General features: G+C 61.3%; 15 protein-coding genes. 3 read left to right on the top strand and 12 right to left on the bottom strand.

Annotation, left to right across the window (positions count from 1 at the left end; genetic code table 11):
• Window positions 1–180 precede the first annotated feature (180 nt).
• Window positions 181–1,107 carry a tRNA glutamyl-Q(34) synthetase GluQRS gene (gluQRS, locus tag ACQ4WQ_RS17050; RefSeq protein ID WP_436498635.1) on the top strand — a complete coding sequence of 309 codons (927 nt, stop codon included), beginning with the start codon at window positions 181–183 and terminating at the stop codon, window positions 1,105–1,107.
• A 192-nt stretch (window positions 1,108–1,299) separates the two neighbouring features.
• Here the strand turns inward: gluQRS and ACQ4WQ_RS17045 are convergent, their stop codons facing one another.
• Both ACQ4WQ_RS17045 and ACQ4WQ_RS17040 read right to left on the bottom strand, forming a co-directional pair.
• Complete coding sequence (locus ACQ4WQ_RS17045) at window positions 1,300–3,531, bottom strand: TonB-dependent receptor (RefSeq protein WP_436498633.1); 2,232 nt, start codon at window positions 3,529–3,531, stop codon at window positions 1,300–1,302.
• Window positions 3,532–3,838: 307 nt separating this feature from the next.
• Window positions 3,839–4,048: a hypothetical protein gene (locus ACQ4WQ_RS17040; protein WP_436498631.1), complete on the bottom strand. Its 210-nt coding sequence runs from the start codon at window positions 4,046–4,048 to the stop codon at window positions 3,839–3,841.
• Between ACQ4WQ_RS17040 and ACQ4WQ_RS17035 the strand changes: the two genes are divergently transcribed.
• Entirely contained in the window at window positions 4,047–6,725 is a 2,679-nt protein-coding gene (locus ACQ4WQ_RS17035; RefSeq protein ID WP_436498629.1) for a hybrid sensor histidine kinase/response regulator, read from the top strand. The genes ACQ4WQ_RS17040 and ACQ4WQ_RS17035 overlap by 2 nt on opposite strands.
• Window positions 6,718–7,611, top strand: a complete 894-nt coding sequence (gene bla / locus ACQ4WQ_RS17030; RefSeq protein ID WP_436498627.1) for a class A beta-lactamase — start codon at window positions 6,718–6,720, stop codon at window positions 7,609–7,611. The genes ACQ4WQ_RS17035 and bla overlap by 8 nt, the downstream gene beginning before the upstream one ends.
• Here bla and ACQ4WQ_RS17025 read toward each other — a convergent pair whose 3' ends face one another.
• The 10 genes from ACQ4WQ_RS17025 to ACQ4WQ_RS16980 form a co-directional block, all read right to left on the bottom strand.
• Complete coding sequence (locus ACQ4WQ_RS17025) at window positions 7,612–8,046, bottom strand: DUF695 domain-containing protein (protein WP_070310540.1); 435 nt, start codon at window positions 8,044–8,046, stop codon at window positions 7,612–7,614.
• Between the two features lie 38 nt (window positions 8,047–8,084).
• Window positions 8,085–8,747: a hypothetical protein gene (locus ACQ4WQ_RS17020; RefSeq protein ID WP_436498625.1), complete on the bottom strand. Its 663-nt coding sequence runs from the start codon at window positions 8,745–8,747 to the stop codon at window positions 8,085–8,087.
• Window positions 8,748–8,844: 97 nt separating this feature from the next.
• The gene (locus ACQ4WQ_RS17015; protein ID WP_436498623.1) at window positions 8,845–9,111 is read right to left on the bottom strand and encodes a PAAR domain-containing protein; all 267 of its coding nucleotides are present in this window, start codon (window positions 9,109–9,111) and stop codon (window positions 8,845–8,847) included.
• A 13-nt stretch (window positions 9,112–9,124) separates the two neighbouring features.
• The gene (locus tag ACQ4WQ_RS17010) at window positions 9,125–10,741 is read right to left on the bottom strand and encodes a type VI lipase adapter Tla3 domain-containing protein (protein WP_436498621.1); all 1,617 of its coding nucleotides are present in this window, start codon (window positions 10,739–10,741) and stop codon (window positions 9,125–9,127) included.
• A 60-nt stretch (window positions 10,742–10,801) separates the two neighbouring features.
• The gene (locus ACQ4WQ_RS17005; RefSeq protein WP_436498619.1) at window positions 10,802–13,093 is read right to left on the bottom strand and encodes a T6SS effector phospholipase Tle3 domain-containing protein; all 2,292 of its coding nucleotides are present in this window, start codon (window positions 13,091–13,093) and stop codon (window positions 10,802–10,804) included.
• Between the two features lie 18 nt (window positions 13,094–13,111).
• A complete protein-coding gene (locus tag ACQ4WQ_RS17000) occupies window positions 13,112–15,907 on the bottom strand; it encodes a type VI secretion system Vgr family protein (protein ID WP_436498617.1) in 2,796 nt (931 codons plus the stop codon).
• A 241-nt stretch (window positions 15,908–16,148) separates the two neighbouring features.
• Window positions 16,149–17,012, bottom strand: coding sequence for a hypothetical protein (locus ACQ4WQ_RS16995; RefSeq protein ID WP_436498615.1), 864 nt, complete (start codon window positions 17,010–17,012; stop codon window positions 16,149–16,151).
• A 76-nt stretch (window positions 17,013–17,088) separates the two neighbouring features.
• Window positions 17,089–18,084 carry an extracellular catalytic domain type 1 short-chain-length polyhydroxyalkanoate depolymerase gene (locus ACQ4WQ_RS16990; RefSeq protein WP_436498613.1) on the bottom strand — a complete coding sequence of 332 codons (996 nt, stop codon included), beginning with the start codon at window positions 18,082–18,084 and terminating at the stop codon, window positions 17,089–17,091.
• 124 nt (window positions 18,085–18,208) lie between these two features.
• Complete coding sequence (locus tag ACQ4WQ_RS16985; RefSeq protein ID WP_436498611.1) at window positions 18,209–20,410, bottom strand: TonB-dependent receptor; 2,202 nt, start codon at window positions 20,408–20,410, stop codon at window positions 18,209–18,211.
• A 147-nt stretch (window positions 20,411–20,557) separates the two neighbouring features.
• Window positions 20,558–21,352: an alpha/beta fold hydrolase gene (locus ACQ4WQ_RS16980; protein ID WP_436498609.1), complete on the bottom strand. Its 795-nt coding sequence runs from the start codon at window positions 21,350–21,352 to the stop codon at window positions 20,558–20,560.
• Between the last annotated feature and the right edge of the window lie 92 nt (window positions 21,353–21,444).

Here is a 21,444-nt window from a genome sequence, read left to right as displayed (position 1 = left end):
TTGCAATATTTTACAAATAACCAACTTGAAAATATTTTCAATTTAAATACACTCGACTGCAGTAATGCATCTGCACAACATACTCCAGCAAGTTTGACTTGAACCATTTCATCAGCGATACTTAATACGGAAGCATTAATTTTGTTTCTTTACTATTTTCCAGATTCTATTTCTTCCTGAATGATATCCTTACACGGAAACCCTCCCTACATCGGCCGCTTCGCCCCCTCCCCCTCCGGTCCCCTGCACATGGGCTCGCTCGTTGCCGCCATGGCGAGTTATCTCGATGCCAAGGTGCATCATGGAACGTGGCTGCTGCGCATCGAGGACCTGGACTATGACCGCAATGTCGAGGGCGCCGATCTGGGCATCCTGGCCAGCCTGCAGCGCTGCGGCATGCAGTGGGATGGCGAGGCGACGTGGCAGAGCAAGCGCTTGCCGCTGTACGAGGCGGCGCTGAAACAGTTGCAGGATGATGGCCTTGTGTATGCGTGCGGCTGTTCGCGCAAGGAGATCCAGGATTCGGTGCTGCAGGCGGGCGGACCCAAGGGTGGGGCCGCCGTGTATCCGGGCACTTGCCGCCACGGCTTGGCGCCGGGCAAGGCGGCGCGGGCCTTGCGGCTGCGGGTGCCGCAGGGAGCGGATGCCGTGTACGCTTTTGCCGACCGCTGGGCCGGGCCGCAGCGGCAGGACCTGGCCTGCGAAGTGGGTGACTTCATCGTGCTGCGCGGCGATGGCTACTGGGCGTATCAGCTGGCCGTGGTGGTCGACGATGGCGCGCAGGGCATCACGCAGGTGGTGCGCGGCGCGGACTTGCTCGATTCCACACCGCGCCAGCTGTATCTGCAGGATGTGCTGGGGCTGCCCCATCCCGGCTTTTTGCACGTGCCCGTCGTCACGAACGACAGTGGCGAAAAGCTGTCGAAGCAGACGGGCGCCCTCGCCTTCGATACGGCAAGCAATGCTGCCGACCTGCTGGCCTCGGCCTTGCTGCCGGCCGCACGCTTCCTCGGCCTCGACGTGCACGCCAAGTCCATCGACGATTTCTGGCGGCAAGCGATTCCCGCGTGGGCACAGCGGCTGGCGCGCCTTCCCGGGCACGCATAAAAAAACCCGCCGCGGCGCGAGCCGGGCGGGTAGCAATGCAGGCGCCAGCACATGGCCGGCGCCTGGAACTGAACACTTAAGAAAACCGTAGCGAGCGGCGGTGAGTTGCGGCCGAGAAGCGCAGCTGTGCTTTAGCACAGTGAGCATCGCAGGCCGCAAATCAAGACGCGCAGCAGGTTTGCTTATGTGTTCTTAGAAGTTGCCCTTGAACTGCACGCCAAACTGACGTGGCTCATTGATGAAGCCCGTGCGGTTGTTGAAGTCGATGGCGCCCGTGATACGCTGGGTGTCGGTGATGTTGCGGCCGAACGCGGCCACTTCATACTTGCCGGCATCCCAGGTGTAACCCACGCGCAAGCCGCCTTCGACCATCGGCTTGCCGGTGAACTCGGTTGCCTCATACAGGAAGAAGTTGATCTTGCTGCGGTAAGCCCAGTCCGTGAAGACGAAGAATTCGCCGTTTTCCATCGGGATCGAATAGCGGCCCGTGGCGGTGATCGTCCACTTCGGCGCTTGCGGCAATGGATTGCCGTCGATGATGGCACGGTTGCCGGTGGTCAACGGATCGGTCACGGTGCAGCGCGTTTGCGCGCAGGTGGCGATCGACAGGCTCGGGTCCTTGATTTCCGTGAAGTTGTAGCTGCCGCCCAGGGACATCTTCAGGCTCGGCGTGACAAAACCTTCCAGTTCCAGCTCGGCGCCGCGGCCGTTCGTCTTGGCCGCATTGATCAGGCGCGTGATGTTCGACGTGCCGCCCACCACCGTCAGCTGCTGGTTTTTCACCTGGTAGTCATACACGCTGAACGCGACGCGGGCGCGGCGGTTGAACAGGTCGGCCTTGATACCGGCTTCGTACGAGGTAATCGTTTCCGCATCGGCCACGGTGACAGGCACGCTGGTGCTGGCCGGGGCGATACTTGGCGCGCGGAAACCAGTGGCGATACGCGCGTAGAAGTTCACGTCCTTGTTGTATTTATAGGTGCCGCTCAAGTCCCAGTTGACCTTGGCTTTGCTGACATCGGCACTGGTCGGGTTGACCTGCACGATGTTGGTCGCTTCCACCGTGTTGAAATCCTTCTTGTCCTTGGTGTAGCGCAAACCGGCGCGCAGCATGAAGTCATCGTTGACGGCGTAGTTGACGGAACCGAACGTGGCCCAGGCCGAGTTCTTCTGGCGGCTGGCCAGGTGCGTGGTCAGCACGTGCGTGTTGGTATCGAAGTTGTCGGTGAAACCGTTGGCATCTTCGTTGAAGTAGTACACGCCTGCCTGCCAGTTCAGCGGACCGGCATTTTTCGATTCGGCGCGGAACTCCTGCGAGTATTGTTTCACGCTGGTGATGCCGCCGGCCGTTTCAACCTGGAAAGGAATGAAGCCGGGGCCCGTCGGCGTGCCGCCGTCGATGTCGCCATGCGACACGTAACTGCCGACCTGTTCAAAGCCGGTGATCGAGTACAACTTGACGCCGTCCAGGTCCCAGCTCAGGCGGGCGCTGGCGCCGTTGGTGCGTAGGTGCTGGAAATTCGGCGCATTCGTGAACGACTTGTTCGGGTCGAAACCGTCGACGATATCGTTCGTGCCCTGCTTGATCATATTGGCGTAGAAGACGCGCGCGCTGCCCGTGGTGTTGCGCTGGTGCACATTGAACAGGGCGTTGAACGTGGTGTTCGGTGCGTACAGCAATTGCACGCGTTCCGCGTGTTCGTTGTAGCCGTCCAGCGCATCTTTCTGGCCCGTAAACGTGTTGTCGACGTAATCGTCGCGGTGCTGGCGCAGGGTCGAGAAGCGCAGCGCCCATTCTTTGCTCAGCGGCACGTTGACGGCGCCGTCGAAGTTGGTCGTGTTGTGCGTGGCGGCGGAAACGTTGTAATAGCCTTCAACCTTGTCCAGCTTCGGCTTGACGGATTCGAACTTGACCACGCCGGCCGGCGTATTGCGGCCGAACAAGGTGCCTTGCGGGCCGCGCAGCACTTCCACGCCAGCCACGTCGAAAATCGGATAACCCTTGAGGATGGGATTTTCTTGCACGACATCGTCGTAAATCAGGGAAACAGGTTGCGATGCGAAGATGTTGAAGTCGGTATTGCCGTAACCGCGGATGTAGAAGCGGGGGAAGGTGCGGCCGTTCGACGATTCCACGTTCAGGCTCGGCACTTTGCCGGCCAGCACGCGGATATCCTGACCGCTGGACACGAGCACGTCGAGCTTCTCGTCGCGCAGCAGCGACACGGAGACGGGCACGTCGCGGATATTTTCCTTGCGGCGCTGTGCCGTCACGGTCACGGTTTCCAGCTGGCTGGCGGCAGGGGTCGTATCAGCAGCGACTTCATCAGCATAAGCCGAGCCGATAGGCAAGGCAGCGGACAGTGCCAGCATAGCAGCGCTTTTGGCGCACAAACGCTTGTGCATCTTGGACATCTTGATCATGTGGTTTCCCAGAAGTTTAAAAAAGAATTGCGAAATCTGTCTTTCTTGCAACCTGTCTCCGGGTTATATACGGCGCTGGACGATCGTTTGCACCATCACGGTGCAGCAGCGCGAGCGGATGTTCCCCCACTCTCGGCGTCACTGGCTCTGTCCTGGCTGTCACTCAAGTTGACAGCGGTTCCGGCCGCATCTCTGGGATGTCTGATGAACACCAACTTTTAAGTAAGGCGCCAATTTAATTCAAGCGGCTTATGCGCTGCAAGAATATTGTTATGTAAAATATTTATTCACCAACATAAAAGCCTGACTAGTGGTTATTCAGCCACAATACGCTCAGGAGCTTGCTGTTTTGCTCATTTTCCGGCCCTGGCGCCGCCATTGCGCCGCGGCGGCGAAATGCTGCCTGCAAGACAGGCTCCGGCCGGTATTTGACTGTAATATCGCCATACTTGACCTTGCCGTGCTGCCCCATCCCAGTGCAGCGGCGGCGCGCCGCACCATTGCCGACCTTATCCATGCCAGAACCGAGCCAGCACAGCCACGACATCCCTTCCTCCCCCGCCGCCGCCCAGGCCGCGCATATGCTGCTGGGCGCCCATTGCGACATCGTCTGGAGCACGAAAACCTTCGGCCAGTTCGATGCCGACCAGCCCTCCTGGCGCGCCTTCACGGGCCAGACGGAAGCCGAACTGCGGGGCCGCGGCTGGCTCAATGCCCTGCATCCGGACGACCGCAACTTGCCTTACGTTATGCCGTCGCACCTGACGACCGTATTCGAGGCGGAATACCGGCTGCGCCACGTCAGCGGCAGCTACCGCAATGTAATCGTGCGCATGCTGCCCGTGCTGGCGCCCGACGGCAGCATCGTTGAGTGGCTGGGCTCGCATTGCGACGTGACGCAGCAACGGCAGACGGAACAGCGGCTGCGCCTGGCCATGCAGGGCGGCCGCATGGGCACGTGGGAAATCGACCTGGGCAGCGGCAGCATGGCTTGCTCCGATGCGTTCAACGCCAATCTGGGCTTGCCGCCAGCCAGCCACATCGATTACGCGCAGCTGACGGGCGCCATGCTCGACGGCGACCAGCAGCAGTGGCAGACGGTGGTGCACGCAGCCATCGCCAGCGCCAGCGATTTCGAGATCGATATCCGCGTGCGCTGGCCCGACAGTTCGCTGCACTGGGCGCACATGCGCGGCACCTGCGCCAGCGACGGTGCCGGCAACGTGATCGCCCTGTCCGGCATCTCGCTCGACTTGACGGCCAGCAAGCAGAACGAGGAAACCCTGCGCCTGACCCTGGCGGCCGGCGAAGTGGCCACCTGGAACTGGGACATCGTGGCCGACCGCGTGACGGCCGACAGCAATATGGCGCGCTTGTTCCCCGTCAATGCCGATGCGGCCACGGCGGCGCCGCTGGCGCGCTACCTGGACATCATCCATCCCGATGATCGCGAGCAAGTCAGCGCGCAGATCGCGCAAGCGTTGCACGCGCACGCGCCATTCGAGGCCAGCTACCGCGTCAGTGCCGGCGACGGCCAGTACCGCTCGGTCATCGCGCGGGGCCGCGCGGAATACGCGCCCGATGGCACGCCCCTGCAATTGCCGGGCGTCCTGCTCGACATCACGCGCCAGAAACAGGTGGAAGATGCGCTGCGGCGCAGCGAGGAACGCTACCGTACCCTGATCGAGCTGATGGACCAGGCCTTTTGCGTCATTGAAATGCTGTACGACGAGCAAGGCCGCCCCGTGGACTTCCGCTACCTGGAAGGCAACGCCGCCTTCGTCAAGCAGTCGGGCCTCGAGAATGCCATCGGCAAGACCATCCGCAGCTTCGTGCCCGACCACGACCAGCACTGGTTCGACCTGTACGACCAGGTCGTCAAGACGGGCGAACCCGTGCGCTACGAAAACGAAGCCGTGGCCATGGAGCGCTGGTTCGAAGTCTTCGCGGCGCGCCTGGGCGGCCCCGGCAGCCGCCTGCTGACGGTGCTGTTCAGCGACATCAGCGAGCGCAAGCGCTCGGAACAGCAATTGCGCCAGCTGGCCGACAATCTGTCCGAGATGGACCGGCGCAAGACGGAATTCCTGGCCACCCTGGCGCACGAACTGCGCAACCCGCTCGCGCCGATCCGCAACGGCTTGCAAATCATGCGCCTGGCCGCCGACAAGCCCGCCACCGTGTCGCGCGTGCGCGACGTGATGGAGCGGCAAGTCAATCAGATGGTGCACCTGGTCAACGACTTGCTGGACGTGGCCCGCATCACGCGGGGCCAGATCGAGCTCAAGCTCGAACGCGCGGACTTGAAAACCATCATCGCCAGCGCCGTGGAAACGAGCATGCCGCTGATCGAAGCGAACCATCACCAGTTGCAGGTGACGCTTGACGAGCAGGCGCTGCCGCTCGATGCCGACCCCACGCGGCTGGCGCAAGTGCTGGGCAATTTGCTCAACAACGCCGCCAAGTACACGCCCGCCGGCGGCCACATCGCCTTGCGCGCGATACGCGATGGGAACGAGGTCTTGATCGAAGTCAGGGATAGCGGCGTGGGCATCCCCGCCGAGTCGATCGCCACCGTCTTCGACATGTTTACCCAGGTGGGACAAAACATGGGCCGCGCCCAGGGAGGGCTTGGCATCGGCCTGTCGCTGGTTCGGCGCCTGGCCGAGTTGCATGGCGGCAGCGCCACGGCGGCCAGTCCCGGCGCCGGCCTGGGCAGCACATTTACCGTGCGCCTGCCGCTGCTGAAGGAGGAAGCCAACGCCCCCGCCGCACTGGACGCGCCCGTCCCCACCGCCAGCGCCCGCCATTTCCGCGTGCTGGTGGTCGACGACAATGTCGATGCGGCCGATACCCTGGCCGCCGTGCTCGACATGATGGGCCATGCCACGCAAGTGGCCCACGATGGCGCGCAGGCCTTGGCCGTGGCGCCGCAATTCTTGCCTGACGTTATCTTCCTCGACATCGGCTTGCCCGGCATGAACGGCTACGAAGTGGCGCGCGCGCTGCGTCGGATACCGGCCGGCGCCAACGTCGTGCTCGTCGCATTGACGGGCTGGGGCGCCGAGAACGACCGCAGCCAATCGAGCGCGGCCGGCTTCGACCACCATCTGACCAAACCGGCCAACCTGCTCGCCATCGGCGAACTGCTGGCTACCCTTTCCACTCCGAAAACACCACCCACAGACCATGACTGAATCCCTGAACCACGTCCGCCGCAACCTCCTGCTGGCCGGCGGTGCCGCCCTGCTATGCCCGACACCGCTGCTGTTTGCCGCGCCCGCCACCGGCATCGCCGCCGCCCAGACGCAGCTGGCCGCGCTGGAACACGCCGCCGGCGGACGCCTCGGCGTTGCCGCCTGGCGCCAGGGCAGCGAGCTGCGCGTTGCCTACCGCGCCGACGAACGCTTTCCCCTGGCCAGCACCTTCAAGGCCATGCTGGCGGCTGCCGTGCTGGCCCGCAGCGTCAGCCAGCCAGGCTTGCTGGAACAGCTCGTGCGTTACGAGAAAAAGGAACTGGTCACGTATTCGCCCATCACGGAAAAACATCTGGCCGATGGCATGAGCGTGGCCGACCTGTGCGCCGCCACCTTGCAGTACAGCGACAATAGCGCGGCCAATTTCCTGATGACATTATTGGGCGGGCCGCAAGCCGTGACGGCATTTGCGCGCAGCATCGGCAACACGGTATTCCAGCTGGAACGCTGGGAAACGGAACTCAACAGCGCCATCCCGGGCGAAGTGCGCGACACGGCCAGCCCCGCGTCAATGGCGCACAGCTTGCAACAAGTGTTATTGGAAAATAGCTTGCCAGCGCAGCAGCGCCAGCAACTGGACACCTGGATGCGCGGCAACACGACGGGCGACAAGCGCATCCGCGCCGGCGTGCCAGTAGGCTGGCAAGTGGCGGATAAAACGGGCTCGGGCGCCTACGGCAGCGTCAACGATATCGGCGTGGCCTACCCGCCCAGTGGCGCGCCGCTGCTCATCGCCGTGTACTACACGCGCGAACAGAAAAACGCGGACACGAATCAGGACATCATCACGGCCGCCACGCGCATCGTGACGGCTGCATTGGTGTAATTACTTCGGAAGGGCTGCCATGAAGCCTGCATACGTGGACCAGGCGGGGTCGGCCGCGCTGCGGATCTCAATCGGAAATTTCGGGCGCGAGGCCAGCGCCGTGTTCAGGCGATTGAAGAATTCTTCGCCCGACTGCGTGTAATAAATCCATTCGCGCAAGTTTTCGCCCGTCGACACCAGCGCCAGGGTGGCGAAGCCGTCCTCTTCCACCACGGGCGCCAGCGCCGCTTCCAGCTCTTCCATGTGCTCGCGCTCGTTCGGCGCGGGCATGCCCGTCTCGTCCTCATAGCGCCAGGCGATGATGATGCGGTCCGGTTGCGACGACAGGTCCCAGTCGTCATGGAAGGTGTCGACATAGCGGTAGATGATGGCCATCTCGTCGCTATGCGTGACGATGGTGCCCCAGCTGCGGGCGGAAGTGGAATTTTCGTTCATGGTTGCAATAGTCAAAAAATAAATCGAGGGAGCGCAGCTTACAGCACTGGCGGGCAAGTCACATTCCAGGCGTCATACTGGGCGCCGCTCTTGCGCAGCCAGACGCGGGCATAGCTGTCGCGGTCGCTCTTGAACACCAGCGCATAGCGCTCTTCGGCACGCGGAGCGGCGGCGCCCACGTCGACGGCCGCCAGCGTAAATTTGAGCGCGCGCGATGGGGCGCAGGCCGTGTTACCCGCCATCAATAATCGCGCGCGTTCCAGCAAAGGCTTTTGGTACAGCAACACGCCTTCCAGTTCCACATCGGGAATCCGTTGCAGCATGCGCACGGGTTCGGCCACCGCGCGGCAAGTGCCACGGTCGAGCCAAGCGTAATACTCCATGCCCGCCTCTTGCCAGCGCGCCTGCTTGCCTTCGCCGTGCAGCACGAACTTGGTACGCTGCGTCCGGCACAGCGCGCCATGGCCGCGATACGGCGGCGTTTCCACGCTGCCCACCACTTCGCGGCCGCGGCCGCCGACCACGGGCACGCTCTCGAACACGGTACGCGTGGCCGGTTCGCCCGGATATTGCTGCGCATAAAAATCCAGCAGGGACGCGCGCTGCTGCGCATCCACCGCCACCGCCTCGGCGGCACTGGCAGAGAGGCAGACGGCCGACATTACACACAGCGCCAAGGGGCGCACGATATATCTGGGCATGGATCCTGGCATGGCATTCCTTCAATCGACGTTCAGGGGCGGGTATCGCCCAAGCGCAGATTATATAGTTACCAGGAAATACAGGGAGGACGCGGCGTCAGGAGGTGTGGAAGTTGACGCCGCCAGCCAGCAGCCTGGCGCCGCAGGTGGTGGTGTCGCCTTCGAAGGCGATGGCGATGCCGTTGATGCTATGCCGGGACGAGCCGCTGGCAATCTTGCAGCCCTGATGCCCCTTGACGGGACAGCTGCACAAGTCCCCGACACAGGCGACAGCAATACCATTGACCGTGAAGTGCGTGGCGGCACAACTGAGTACCTTGCCGCCATGCGACGTAGCGTCGCCCAAACGAATGACTTTGCGCATGCTGCCTCCCTTGCTACTTGCCCGCCTGGCTTTCCAGGATGGCTTCCACCGATGGCGCCGCGTAGTTGGCCGGATCGACGGCCGGCGTGACGCGGCTGCGGAAGATATCGCCATTGGCATTCTGCTGCTGGCGTTTGGCCTCCGATGGTGGCGTAATAAAAATGATGCTGGCCTCATTGCTGTCGCGTAAATTGATCGCCGCACTGGCGCCTCCATCACGATAGCTTCCCATCACCCCGATGGCCATCTGCATGAACCACGTGGCCGCGCCCGTGTTGCCCAGGCGAAGATCGGTATTGATGAACTGCGCGCTCTTGCTGCTGTCGATTTCGGGGCCACCCTGTGCCGCATAGTCATGCAGCATGCTTTCCAACATCAGTAACTGCTCCGGCTGGTTTCCCGTGCCGGCCACGATACGTGCCGGCCCCTTGCCGCGCTCGGCTTCCGGCAAGGTCTGCAACGCCTGCCGCCAGCCCGCATTGAAAATATGCTGGCGCGCATCGCGCCGCGTGACGGGCTTGCCTTCCTCATCCGCGAACTTGACGAACACGGGCCGGTGCACGAATCCAAACGAAGGCAATCGGTCAAAGGTTTCCATCTGTTCCCGGTTCCACGGAATGGGGAACCACGGCGTCGGCTTCCAGTCGCGCGGCGGACGATTTTCCCAGGGATTGAGTTTATCGAAGGTGTGCAAGCCGACGCCACGGATGTCGGGCCGCTGGGCGAAAGAGGCGGCAGCGGCGAGCCATTCGGCGACGGTGGGTTGGCGAGGTATGCTAGAACTGGACCATATTGATTTGACTGGCCTTGCCAATGAACTCTTCAAATCATAATACATGGCCTTGAAGTGCCCCTGCACAAACTTATTATCGGGATCCTCCCATACGTACGGGCGCAAAGGATCTATTCTTTCGCGGCGCGCCAACACAAACACGGCGGTGGCATCAGGCATCTCGGGGATGTAATAGCCATCCTTTAGTCTCATCGCATCACCCGGCTTGCGACTTCCATCGCGCGTACCCACACTATCTTCGGAATGTACGACAACATAAGGCAGCTCTGGATGTCGGTCGAAAAATTCAAAGACTTCCATCAACAATCGATCCGGTCTCTCCTCCAATTTCCAAGGACCTATCGAAAATAAATGTGCCGGCAGACCAATTGTCGATGCACCTGCTACCAGTCCGGCCATCGGCTCGTACAAACTGGGCTGCTCATCAGGATCAAGAATGGGAGAGCCGGCATAAAACGACGGCAAGCCCCAATACATGGGTGTGAAATTAACACCGTTTTCCAATGCGTCGCAGGCTCGCCCTCCCCCCTGCCCATCTTTATCCATCCCTGTCCAAGGATACTTCGTCGGATCCTGCTCACGTATGCTGGTGTAAGGACTTCCTTTTTGCAAAGCCTCCCACAATTTACCCTGACGGTATTTGTCCAGCGTCACACCCAATCCGATCACTTCCAACACGTACTCTTTCCTCGGTTCCATAGGATTCTTTGGCTGTTGCGCCTGCAACTGTGACGCAATTTCACGTGCCTGGCTCCTAGATGCGGCGCCTAGCCATAACCAGCCAGCAAATAAAATTACAACAACTATTGATATCCCCAACCAACGAAGCGTCATCATAGTTCTCACCTTTTTTGGGTCAGCAATTCCGAAGGAAGCACAATCAGTCCAAATAACCTGTTATCGATGCGTCTTGGACACGCCACTTATCTTTTTCTCAGCCACTATTTTCATATTTTTTGTTTGCGATACGACAATCTTCCATAAAGCGCCCGACAGCAATGGAAGTCCTACAGGCAAACTTCCGCTGTTGTAATAGCCAATACTTCCTTCAATAATTGATTGCCGCCATGCTGGCTCAACATCCAGATAAGAAGAATACAAAGCACGAAATCGATGCATTAATAGTATTCCGTCTCTCGGTTGCTCACCTTTCTTCAGCACCTTCACTCGCCAATCCGCCACCGCACACAGATATGCATAAAACTGCGGATCCGACGACGCCTTGCCACTGCCTATGGCCACGTCATACGCCGTCACCTGGCTATGGTTCTTCGCGCTACCGATAATCGAACTGTGGAAAGACTTGGCACTGACTTCCCGCTGCCAGCGCAAGCGTGACTCATTCGGGCTTTCCTGAATCTGCGCCACGACCTTGCTGTCTGGGTAGCGTTTCGCAGACACAACTTCGCGTTGATCCCGCTTGTCTTTCACGTGCAGTCCTTTTTCCTTGTTGTAGCTTGCCGTCATCAATGCCAGCTCTCGTTGACTGAGGTGTTCTTCCCTTTCGGGAAACTTTTGATAGCCTCCCGGGTCAGGACGATATTCGCTACGTATCTGCATGCCGCTTCCGCTGGTCGGCGCTACCGACGCATCGCAGGGGTCGACGTACTCAGCAGGTCCCTGATCGGCAACGGTACGGTTTCTCATCATGGACGTTGGGGGAATATTGGCGGGATCGATTTGCGAGGTGCCACGCAAGTCGGCCGGTACCGGCTGTCTCAACGCCTCGCCAGTGATGGTGCGCACGCCATTGCGCTGTTCCGCTTTGCTCAACCTGGTATTGACAGGCCACGCCACCGCCTGATGTTGTGCACGGTGTTTTCGCAGCGAAACCTCCACATGCGACTGCTCCGTTTCCGTCGGCAGGCGCAACGGAAAATCAAAAGGTGGCGGCTTGCCTACGAACGATACCGTGGTCTTTCCAGTGGCAGGATCCAGCCTGGTTTTGTTGCTGAATACCCGTTGATAAAATCTGCCGCCCAGCTCCGCCAGCGCGCCGCGTACCTGCGAGCGCTCCACCATCTTGGTATGTCCGGAGGAAACGCTGTACCCATCAAGACTGAGAGTCTCCTCCTCTTCCACCAATTCGCTCCCCAATGCATAATCGGGCACCCCATCCCATCCTATTCCCTGGATGTTATCCAGCGCCACCGTCATATCTTCGGGACAAAAATATAGATAGACCTTGCGGCGGTTGTCGCGGTCCTCTGCACTCTGCCAGCGGCTGCCGACCATGCCACGATGATCGTCCTTCTTCAGGTCGGCAAACGGCGGCATGCAGGGCTGACCGTTCCCCTTCGCCACACCTGCAACAATATTCACCAATGTCTTCAGGCGCGCACCCAAGGTCTGTACGCCACTGAGCAAATGGTAATAGGGCTTCATCACCGCATCTTCGCCGCCGTCGAACCAGGCAGCGCCTCGCATCAACAGAGGCAAGCTGTCCACCAGGCTGTACGGCGGATGCGTGAGTATCAGATTATCGGCCGGCGCCAGCCCCTTTTCCATCAGCATGGCTTGCGCCAGCAGCGACAGCAGGCAACCTTGACTATGCGCAACGATGCTAACGGTATCATCCGCATCGTAATCGCGAATCATGGAAATGAGCGCCGCCAGCCGCTGGGCCGCCAGCACCATGTACATGCGGCCGGGCGCCGTCCTCAATGGACGCAAGGCATCCCCCATGGGATCGACTGGCGCATAGATTCCCGGACGCCACATATCGGGCAAATTGCTGGTGGCGTTGCCGAAAGGACCGCCTTCCTTGGACATATCCTTGTCGAGGCGGTTACCGTAGCGGTCAACAAACTGGCCATTGATGGTGCTACTCTTGCCTTCCACTTCACGGTAGCCCCAGTAAAACGGAATCACGGGGCTATTGGTATCCTTGGCTATCGTGCGCTTGAAGAAGACGGCGTCGGGATCGTCTTCCAGCCTGTCCTTGTCTGCCGCCTCGGGCATGCGGTAGGTGGCCGGCGTAAATGAGCGCCCCAGCCTTTGCGTCAATCCCTCGCATAAGCCATGCTCCACCGCCTTGTAGCTGACGCCCACATCGTTGACGCCGTGAATAACGATGATATTGCCCGGCAAGTTACGGCGTATTTTCACCTTTTTGCAGACGGTGCGTTCGCAATGCAGGAGCGCCACGTCTTCGCCCACCACGTACGGCACTTTCGGATAGCTGCCCATTGCACTCTCCTGGCGTCATCAATCCTTGTTGTTGAACACTTCAATGGCGGCCAGGTGCATGGCCGCGCGCTCCAGCACCTCCGTCTTGCCGTCCCCGTCGCTGCGGCCATCGGCCGACGAGCCATCTTCCAGCTGCACGGCAAACTGGGCTTGCGGCGCCAGCTGGGGGGCTGGCGGCACGCCATCGACGGGACTGTCGTCGCCCTCATATTGAAAGATGAATTGCTGATCAGCCTTGCCCTCGGCAAAGCTTGGTAATTGCACTGCCATGCTCTGCGGGTCATTGAAGACGAAATTGGGTGCGTTGAAGTTCAGTGGCGACTTGCTGCCAAAGGTGATGCCATCGCCGATGCGGATGAAAGCGCCATGCTTGGAAATCAACACAATTTCATCGGCCATACCCGTCAGCTTGCCCTCGCTGGCGGTGAGCTTCAAATTTTTCGCCGCGTTGAGGTCCATGTCGTCATGCTGGCTTTGCAGCAGGAACTTACCATGGTGGGCGATGGCGCGAATGCCATCCGCGTGGGAAAATAGCGAAATGCCCTTGCCTGCGTTCACACTGTAGCGCTGGCCCGCCACCGCTTGCAGATGCTGCTGCGCCACCGTATCGATGCTGCCGGCGGCATAGCTGATGATGGCCTTCGAACTTGCAAAGCTGATGCCGGCCGGCGCCGTGACGGCAATCGCCGCAGCACCACCCAGCTCGGCACGGGGCTGCGTATTGCTGCCGCCTTCCCAGCTTTTCAAACTGTGCTGCAGCTCCTGCTGCGCTTCATCCGCATTCTCCAGCGCCTGATGCGTGGCAGCATAGCTGCCCAGCGAGCGAAACAATTCCAGGCAATTTTCCATCAGCCCCAGATATTCGCTGCGCGCCATGTGGCTACCATCGCCATTCAGACGCTTCCAGGCAGAAATCAGCATGCCCTTGCCCGCGCGCATCGCCAATTGCTCATCGGTGCGCAACTCCGCGCCCTCGCCGCGCGCCGTGCCTTGGCCATTGCACCGGTCCTGCGTCAGCCAGCCCAGGTTGAGCTGGGTAGAACCATGATCGCTGGCAAGCTGGGCATTGATTTGCCCTTGGACATCGTCAAAGCGCAGCTGATTGGCACGCGTGCCCTTGATCTCGCGACTCTTGATACCGGACAAATAACGGTTACCCGGCAAATCGCCCGCCTTGCTCAAGGCGATCGGCAACGCACTGTGGTTGTACAGCTGTCCCACGATGATGGGCCGGTCCGGGTCCCCGCCGAGAAAAGCCAGCAAAACTTCGCTGCCCACGCGGGGCAAGCCCAGATAGCCGCATTGCTGCATGCTGCCAGGCCCGCTTCCCGCCCAGCTCGACGCAACTCTTACCCAGGCCGAATCGGCATCCGTATCGGAGGCGCCTGTGCCGCCTGCATGCTCATGGTCCAGCTTGCGCGTGGCGGGAAAGCGCACCTTGACCCGGCCCATGGCATCGCAATGAACTTCTTCATTCGCTGGCCCCACCACCACGGCGCTTTGCATGGGAACTGGCGGCAGATCTATGCGCGTGTCGTAGGCCGGAACGATGGCCACGCCGCGCCGTACGGCGCTCAGTTCGATATGCATGCGCAAGGGGCCATCATCCACGTTCGCCGCCAGTTCGCGCTGCGACAGCGATGCATCATCGGCCAGCCAGCGATTGCGCGCGAACAAACGCGCCACCCTGGCGGCCAGTTCCTTGGGTAAATTATTCTGCGCCGCCACCCTTAGCGCCGTCACGACAAAATCGCGCTCGGCCGCTGGCAAGACGTCGATATCGGGATGCTCGGCCAGGCTAAAATATTCGCCCGGACACAGGTCGCGCACGCTGCCCTCGGCATGAAAGCAATGGCTCTCGTAATCGTGCTGCTGCATGGCCAGCATGCCCAACTGGCACAAGGCCTCATGATCCGCACCCGCGCGCGGCGGCAACACGCGATAATCATCAAGGGTAGCCGCAATGGCATTGCCATGCATGCCTTGCTGCCCTCGCCCCAAGGCATCGGCAGCCATGAACGGTCGCGCGCGCGGGTGTTCCTCGTTCCAGCTATGGCACGTCACCTTGCCAGCCTGCAACTTGCGGACTTCGTTCCACGATGTCAGGGTATCGCGCTGTTCCGTCGCGCGGTCCGCGTGATAGCGCACGGTATCGGCCCTATTTTTTCGCAATCCGTCGGCATGATTGAACAGCACCAGGGTATGCGCCGGTTCCGCATACGCGTCCGCATTGCCTTCCGCGCGAAAGAACCAGGCGACGCCGCTGCGCTTGAGCAGGCGGCGCACGAAGGCCGCATCGGACTCATTGTGCTGCATCACAAATTCGCGCTGTGGATACGTCTGTGCCTCGAAAAAATCGGCAAACGCATACTGGAAGGCATGCGCCAGCACGGTATTGCTGCGTATCCATTCGTCCAGCAGGATCTTGACGATCTCGATATCCGTCAGGCGCCGGAAGACGCGCGTATTGCAGCGCTTTTCCATGATGGCGAAGGCATCCGTCAGCACCAGCTGATAGCTGGCCAGCGCGCCATCGCTATCCCCGGCACTGGCTTGCGTGACAAGGCCGCAGATGCTGCGCAGCTGCCCCTGGTCTGTGACGATGTCGATTGCAGCAGGCAAGGCGATGAAACTGCTCAGCGGCAAATCCGCATGCGTCGAGACGCAGAGCACACGGTATTCGATCCCGCCACAGATCGCCTCGCTGCCGGCGACGCGCTGCGGTATCAGCGCACCGGCGGGCACCTTTGGGGATACGCCCAGGCGCAGGCGCAAGGGACGTTCGCCACCCCATATCGACTCATCACCGTCCATGGCGCTCTCCTCATTCGCACTGCATTTAGAGCCTATCCCAGTAGATGAATACATCTCCTGCTGGCGCGCCTCAGAAGCGGGGACTGCGTTGATCGTCGTTGCGTGGCTCGCCACGCATCCTCCTCACGCCTTGTCCGCGCTCCTGATGTGCTGCCAGCAGAAGACGCTCCCTACTGGGATAGGCTCTTAATCAAACTGGAGAACCGACAATGCCATGGGATGGCAAGGAAATACTTGATATTTAGTAAGAACCCGCCAAGGTTTCCAATACTTCCGTTAACCTTTGCCGCTTGGCCAGCAAGGCGGGATCAAACGCCGTCCACTGCTGCAGCCGCAACGCATACGCCGGCGCCATCATCCAGCCGAACACCTCCGCCTTGTCTTCCTCGGGGCCGTAGGCGGCGTACAGGCTCACCAGCCCGGGCTGCGGGTGGCCCAGGTTCTGGAAACCCTTGCCGTAGGCCGTGGCGCCGCCCTGGCCATAGCCCGTGCCGGGCGGGTTCAGGGCCAGCCAGGCGGGGTCGCGGTAATAGAAGTCGTCGAACAGCCGGTATTCGATGAAGTGGTAATACTCGTGGTACACGCGCAATTCCATGCCGGATGGACACAGGGCGGCCAGCAGGTTGTCGGCGTAGACGACGCTGTCGATGTCCGGCGCCGGCATGGCCAGGCGGCGCTGGCCGTCCACGCTCAAATCCTTCACCAGCACGACGTGGCGCAAGCCCGTGCGCGCGAAGATGCCCGCCGGGTAGCGCTCCATGGCCGGCAAGACGATGCTGAGCAGCAATTGCAGCCCGGCACGGTCTTGCTCCGAGTCATTGAAGGCGTGCGCCTCGCTGCCGGGCATGGACAAGGTCCAGGCGGGTACCAGTTGCAGGGCCGCCAAGCGCGCCGTGGCGATGGCCTGCAGTTGCGCCACGCTGGCATCCCTGGGCGCGACGGGCGCATAGCGCACGCTCCAGTCGCACTCGCTGCGCATGCTGTCTTGCTGGGCGGCACGCTCGAACGCTTGCAGGTCGGCGGCTGACGGCGCGGACGAGCCGGTGCCGGCGCAAGCGGACAGCAGTACGGCGGCAAGACAGGACGGCAAACGGCAAGCAGGCATGGGATCTTTCACAGGCATAAAAAATGGGGCGCAATCGCTGCACCCCATTGTACAAGCTGTCAATTTCCTTACAGCATCAGCGCTGGTAATTCTTGAAGAAATTCCAGCTGATCACGGTGGCGTCCGGGCCCAGCTCGTCGCTGAATGGCCAGCCGGGAGGACCGCCGCTCCACGCGTGGTTCATGCCCTCGACCGTGTACTTTTGCGCGATGACGGCGCCGTTGTGCAGGTAGGTGTCGATGGAATAGCTGCGGCCGTACGGCACCGTCTGGCGCACGATGCTGTCGGCACGGTAGCGCACGCTGTCATTGTCGAGGCCATCGTCGCCGTAGTCGCTGGTCTGCAGGAATTGCTCGATGGTTTGCTCGCCGTTGACGGGGTTGACGACGATGTCCGAAGTGCCATGGAACACCATCGTCGGCATCAGGCGGCGCGGCGAACCGGAGCAGCGCCAGGCATCCTTGCCCCGCACTTTCGGGTCGAAGGAACTGCCGTTGAACAGCGAATCGGCGGCCGTGAGCAGGCCGGTGGCGCCCTTGTACATGCCGCCCGAATGCACCATCACGGCGGCGAACACATCGGAGTAACAGGCGGCCATGATGGACGCCATGGCGCCGCCGGCCGAGATGCCCGTCACGTACACGCGGCTGTCCTGCACCGCATATTTGCTCTTGACCTTGTTCAAGATGCCCATCAGCACGGCCGGTTCGCCCGTGCCCCGCTCCTGGTTCAGGGGCAGCATGAAATTCCAGCAGCGCATGGGGTTGGCCGTGACATTCTGGCGCGGATAGACGACGATGAAGTTTTCACTGTCGGCCAGCTCGTTATAGCGGCTGACGGCCGCCATGCTGTTCGGCTCGGAACCGCAGCCGTGCAGCATCAGCACCACGGGCAGCGGCGTATTCGGATTGTAATTGCTCGGTAGCCAGACCTGGTATTCGCGCGAGCCCCACAGGCTCGCGTACAGACCGAAGTCCCACTGCCCGGCGGCAGCCGGCAGCGCGGCCAGCAAGCCGCAAGCGGCGATGAGTGCAGAAAATAAATGACGCAGTTGTTGATGCAGATGTGCCATGCCAGTCTCCTGATTATTATTCACGACGAAAACAGCGACAACGACCCGGCTTGACGCCCGTCAAGCCGGCACTTCCGGCCGGCGAGGCCGGACCCGGCGGGTCCAGCCCCGGCAGCGAAGAACTCTAAAATTTGTAGCCCGCCTTGGCGATGATCTGGCGCGGCGGACCATAGAAACCGTCGAGGATGAACACGGCCGGAATGTTGTAGCCATCCGTGCGGTAGCGTTTATTGCCCAGGTTGCTGCCGTGCAGACTGAAGGTCCAGTTCTTCGGCGCTTCCCAGACGACACCGGCCGTCCAGATGCTGTAGCCGCCCTGCGCCAGGGTTTCGCTCAAGTCCGTCGTCGGGTAGACCTTGCTGCGGTAGCCATAGCCGACCATGCTACGCAAGGCGCCGCCGAACACATCGCGGTCCGTGCGCGTCACGTTCAAGCCCACTTGCCGGGCCGGCGTATTGCTGAACTTTTGCGTATCCGCAATGTTCTTGCCTCCGCTCATGAACTCGTCATAGTTGGCATCGAGCAGGGCGAGGAAACCGTTGACTTCCCACTGGCGGTTCGGCCGCCACGAAAACTCGAACTCGGCGCCTTTCACGGTGCCCTTGCCCGCATTCGTGAAGTCGCCATAGAAGCCCGGCACGCCGCCCGGCTGCACGTAGCTGGTAAACACGGACAACTGGATATCCTTGTAGCGGTTGTAGAACAGGGCCACGTTGGCGTCGAAGGTGTCGTCCGGCGCCGCATACTTCATGCCCACTTCCAGCGCGTCGAGCTTTTCATCCTTGTACGGCCGCGCCGAGTCCGGCACCACCAGGTTGTTGGCGCGCACGTTGTAGCCGCCCGACTTGAAGCCGCGCGACAGGTTGCTGTAGAAATTCGTCGTCTTCGACGCTTCATAGCGCACGGAAATTTTCGGCGAGGTATTGCTGACCGACAAGGACTTGTCGAAGTCGGCCACTGTCTGGATGGGCCGCGTGAAGCCCACGTCGGCAAAGGCACGGTTGAGCACGATGGCGCGCTTTTCCTCGCGCGTGTGGCGCAAGCCCGCATTGATGCTCCACGCCTTGCCCAGCGGCCAGGTCCAGTCCGTGTACAGCGCCGTGCTGTCCGTCTCCACCGTGCTGACGGCTGCCGTGAACTGGCGCCCCAGGAAGTTGTTGTAGATGCCGCCGCCGGCCGTGCCTTCGAAGCGGTACAGGCCGATCACGCCGGCGCCATAGTCGCCGCTGTACGAGGCCTGCAATTCCAGGCTTTTCTGCTCGTCGCGCGAGTCGCCGAAGACGTCGGCAATCGGCTGCGGCAAGCCGTCGAAGTCGATGGTTTGCTCGGAGGAACTACGCCGCTTGGCGCCGATCACTTTCACGGACCAGTCGTTCGACAGCGTGTAATTGGCCACCAGCGAGCCGCCCCGGTTATGCGTAAAGTTGTTGCCCGGCATGCCGCTCTGGATATCGTAGGCGCTGGTGCTGGCGGGACGCTTGAGCGGATCAAACGCGCTCACGCCCATGCGCTGGAAGCCGCGCACGCCGGACTTGTCGTCCGTGGCGTCCAGGCTCAGCACGACGGTGAGCGGTATGTCCTGCGGAAAGTAGCCGACGGACAGGCGCGCAGCCGTGCTGTCCTGGTCGCTGACCTGTTCGCCGTTAAACGTGTTGCGGCCGAATCCGTCGCGGTCCAGCTTGGCAGCGGCCAGGCGCGCGCGCCAGGTGCCGCTCTCGTTGGCCACATTGAAGGCGGCCTTGAAGTTGCGCTGATTGTAATTGCCGAGGCCCACTTCCGCCGAGGCGCCGTTTTCCTTCGCCAGCGGACGCGAAATGTACTTGATGGCGCCGCCGATGGTGTTCTTGCCGTACAGGGTGCCTTGCGGGCCGCGCAGCACTTCGATGCGCTGCACGTCGAACACGTCGAGCAGGGCGCCTTGCGGACGGGCCATGTAGACGTCGTCAAAATAAATGCCCACGCCCGGGTCCACGCCCCAGACGGGATCGGCCTGGCCCACGCCGCGAATGAAGGCCGTCAAGGTGGTATTCGTGCCGCGCGAAGCGTACACGGTCAGGTTCGGCACGCGCTCCTGCAAGTCGGCCAGGTTCTGGATATTCGCCCGTTCCAGGGCCTTGGCGGAAAACGCCGTGACAGCCAGCGGCACGTCCTGCAGCCGTTCTTCGCGACGGCGGGCGGAGACCGTCACGGTTTCCATGCGTTCTTTCGCATCGCTGGCTTCCTGGGCGCTGACAGCAGCGGGAGTGGCCTCCTGCGCCTGGGCCTGGGTGGCAAACGCGCCGGCAACGGCGAGGGCGGCGGGCATCAATTTCAAAGCAAGTTTCATAGCGTCTCCAATGTCAGGCTTGCTTACCACCAGGGAAGACGGCCGGTTTACAGAATCGCAAGACGTAACGGCACCCGCGCGCGTGAAGCGTGCACCTGCCCTGCGATGACTGTTTCCGGCCCTCGGCCCGTGCGGCGAGTGGCCTGTTTATTTTGAATGTGTGGCGAGAAAGGACTGCAACAAGGTATTCACACGCTGCGCCTGGTCCAGGGGCGTGGCATGGCGCGAGTTCGCGATGATCTCGATCTCGCACTGCTGAAACTGTGCGGCAAAGGCCCGCTTGCTGGCGACGGGCGTGTAATCCTGGTCGGCCGCCATGATGAAGACGGGCATGGCCAGGGCCTGGAAATGGATGTCGATATCCCAGTGGAAAATGGCGTCCAGCGCGGCCAGGTAGGCGCGCTTGTCCATGCCCGCCATCTGCGTGGCGAAGCGCTCGACGAGCACTTGCTGGGCCGGCTCGGGAAACAATTTCTTGCCGATGATCTTGCCCATGGCTTTCAGGCCGAAAGTGGCGATCACCGTGCGGCGCAGCCAGTAGGCAAACAGCAAGGACGCGGGTTTGCTGCCCTGGAACGGTTGCGAGTTGATCAGGCACAAACTGGCCACCCGGTCCGGGGCGCGGTTGGCCATTTCCAGGCCCACCATGCCGCCCAGGGAAAAGCCGACGATATGTGCGCGCGGCACCTCGAGCTGGTCCATCAGATTGAAGAGGTCGTTGGCGAAGTCGCCGATCTGCCAGTCGCCATTTGGCGCGGGACTGGCGCCATGGCCGCGCAGGTCGGGCACGATCAGCCGATAGCTGCTGCCGAGGGCGTCGATTTGCGGGCGCCAGTCTTCGGCGCAGGAACCGAGGCCGTGCAGCAGAAACACAGGATCGCCCTGCTCCCTGCCCAGGTCGAGGTAATGCAATGGAACATCGGATGTCGTGTGACGCCGCATTCTGTCTCCTTGCTGTTGAACATGCTTTGTGTTCAGGTGCAGGAATATGTTTTCCTGCTGTTGGAAAACATAATACGGAATCCGAATTCCGA

Origin of the sequence: Janthinobacterium goodfellowi (genome assembly GCF_051380695.1) — a bacterium.
Lineage (GTDB): Bacteria > Pseudomonadota > Gammaproteobacteria > Burkholderiales > Burkholderiaceae_D > Janthinobacterium.
This window is presented reverse-complemented; position numbering and strand designations above follow the sequence as displayed.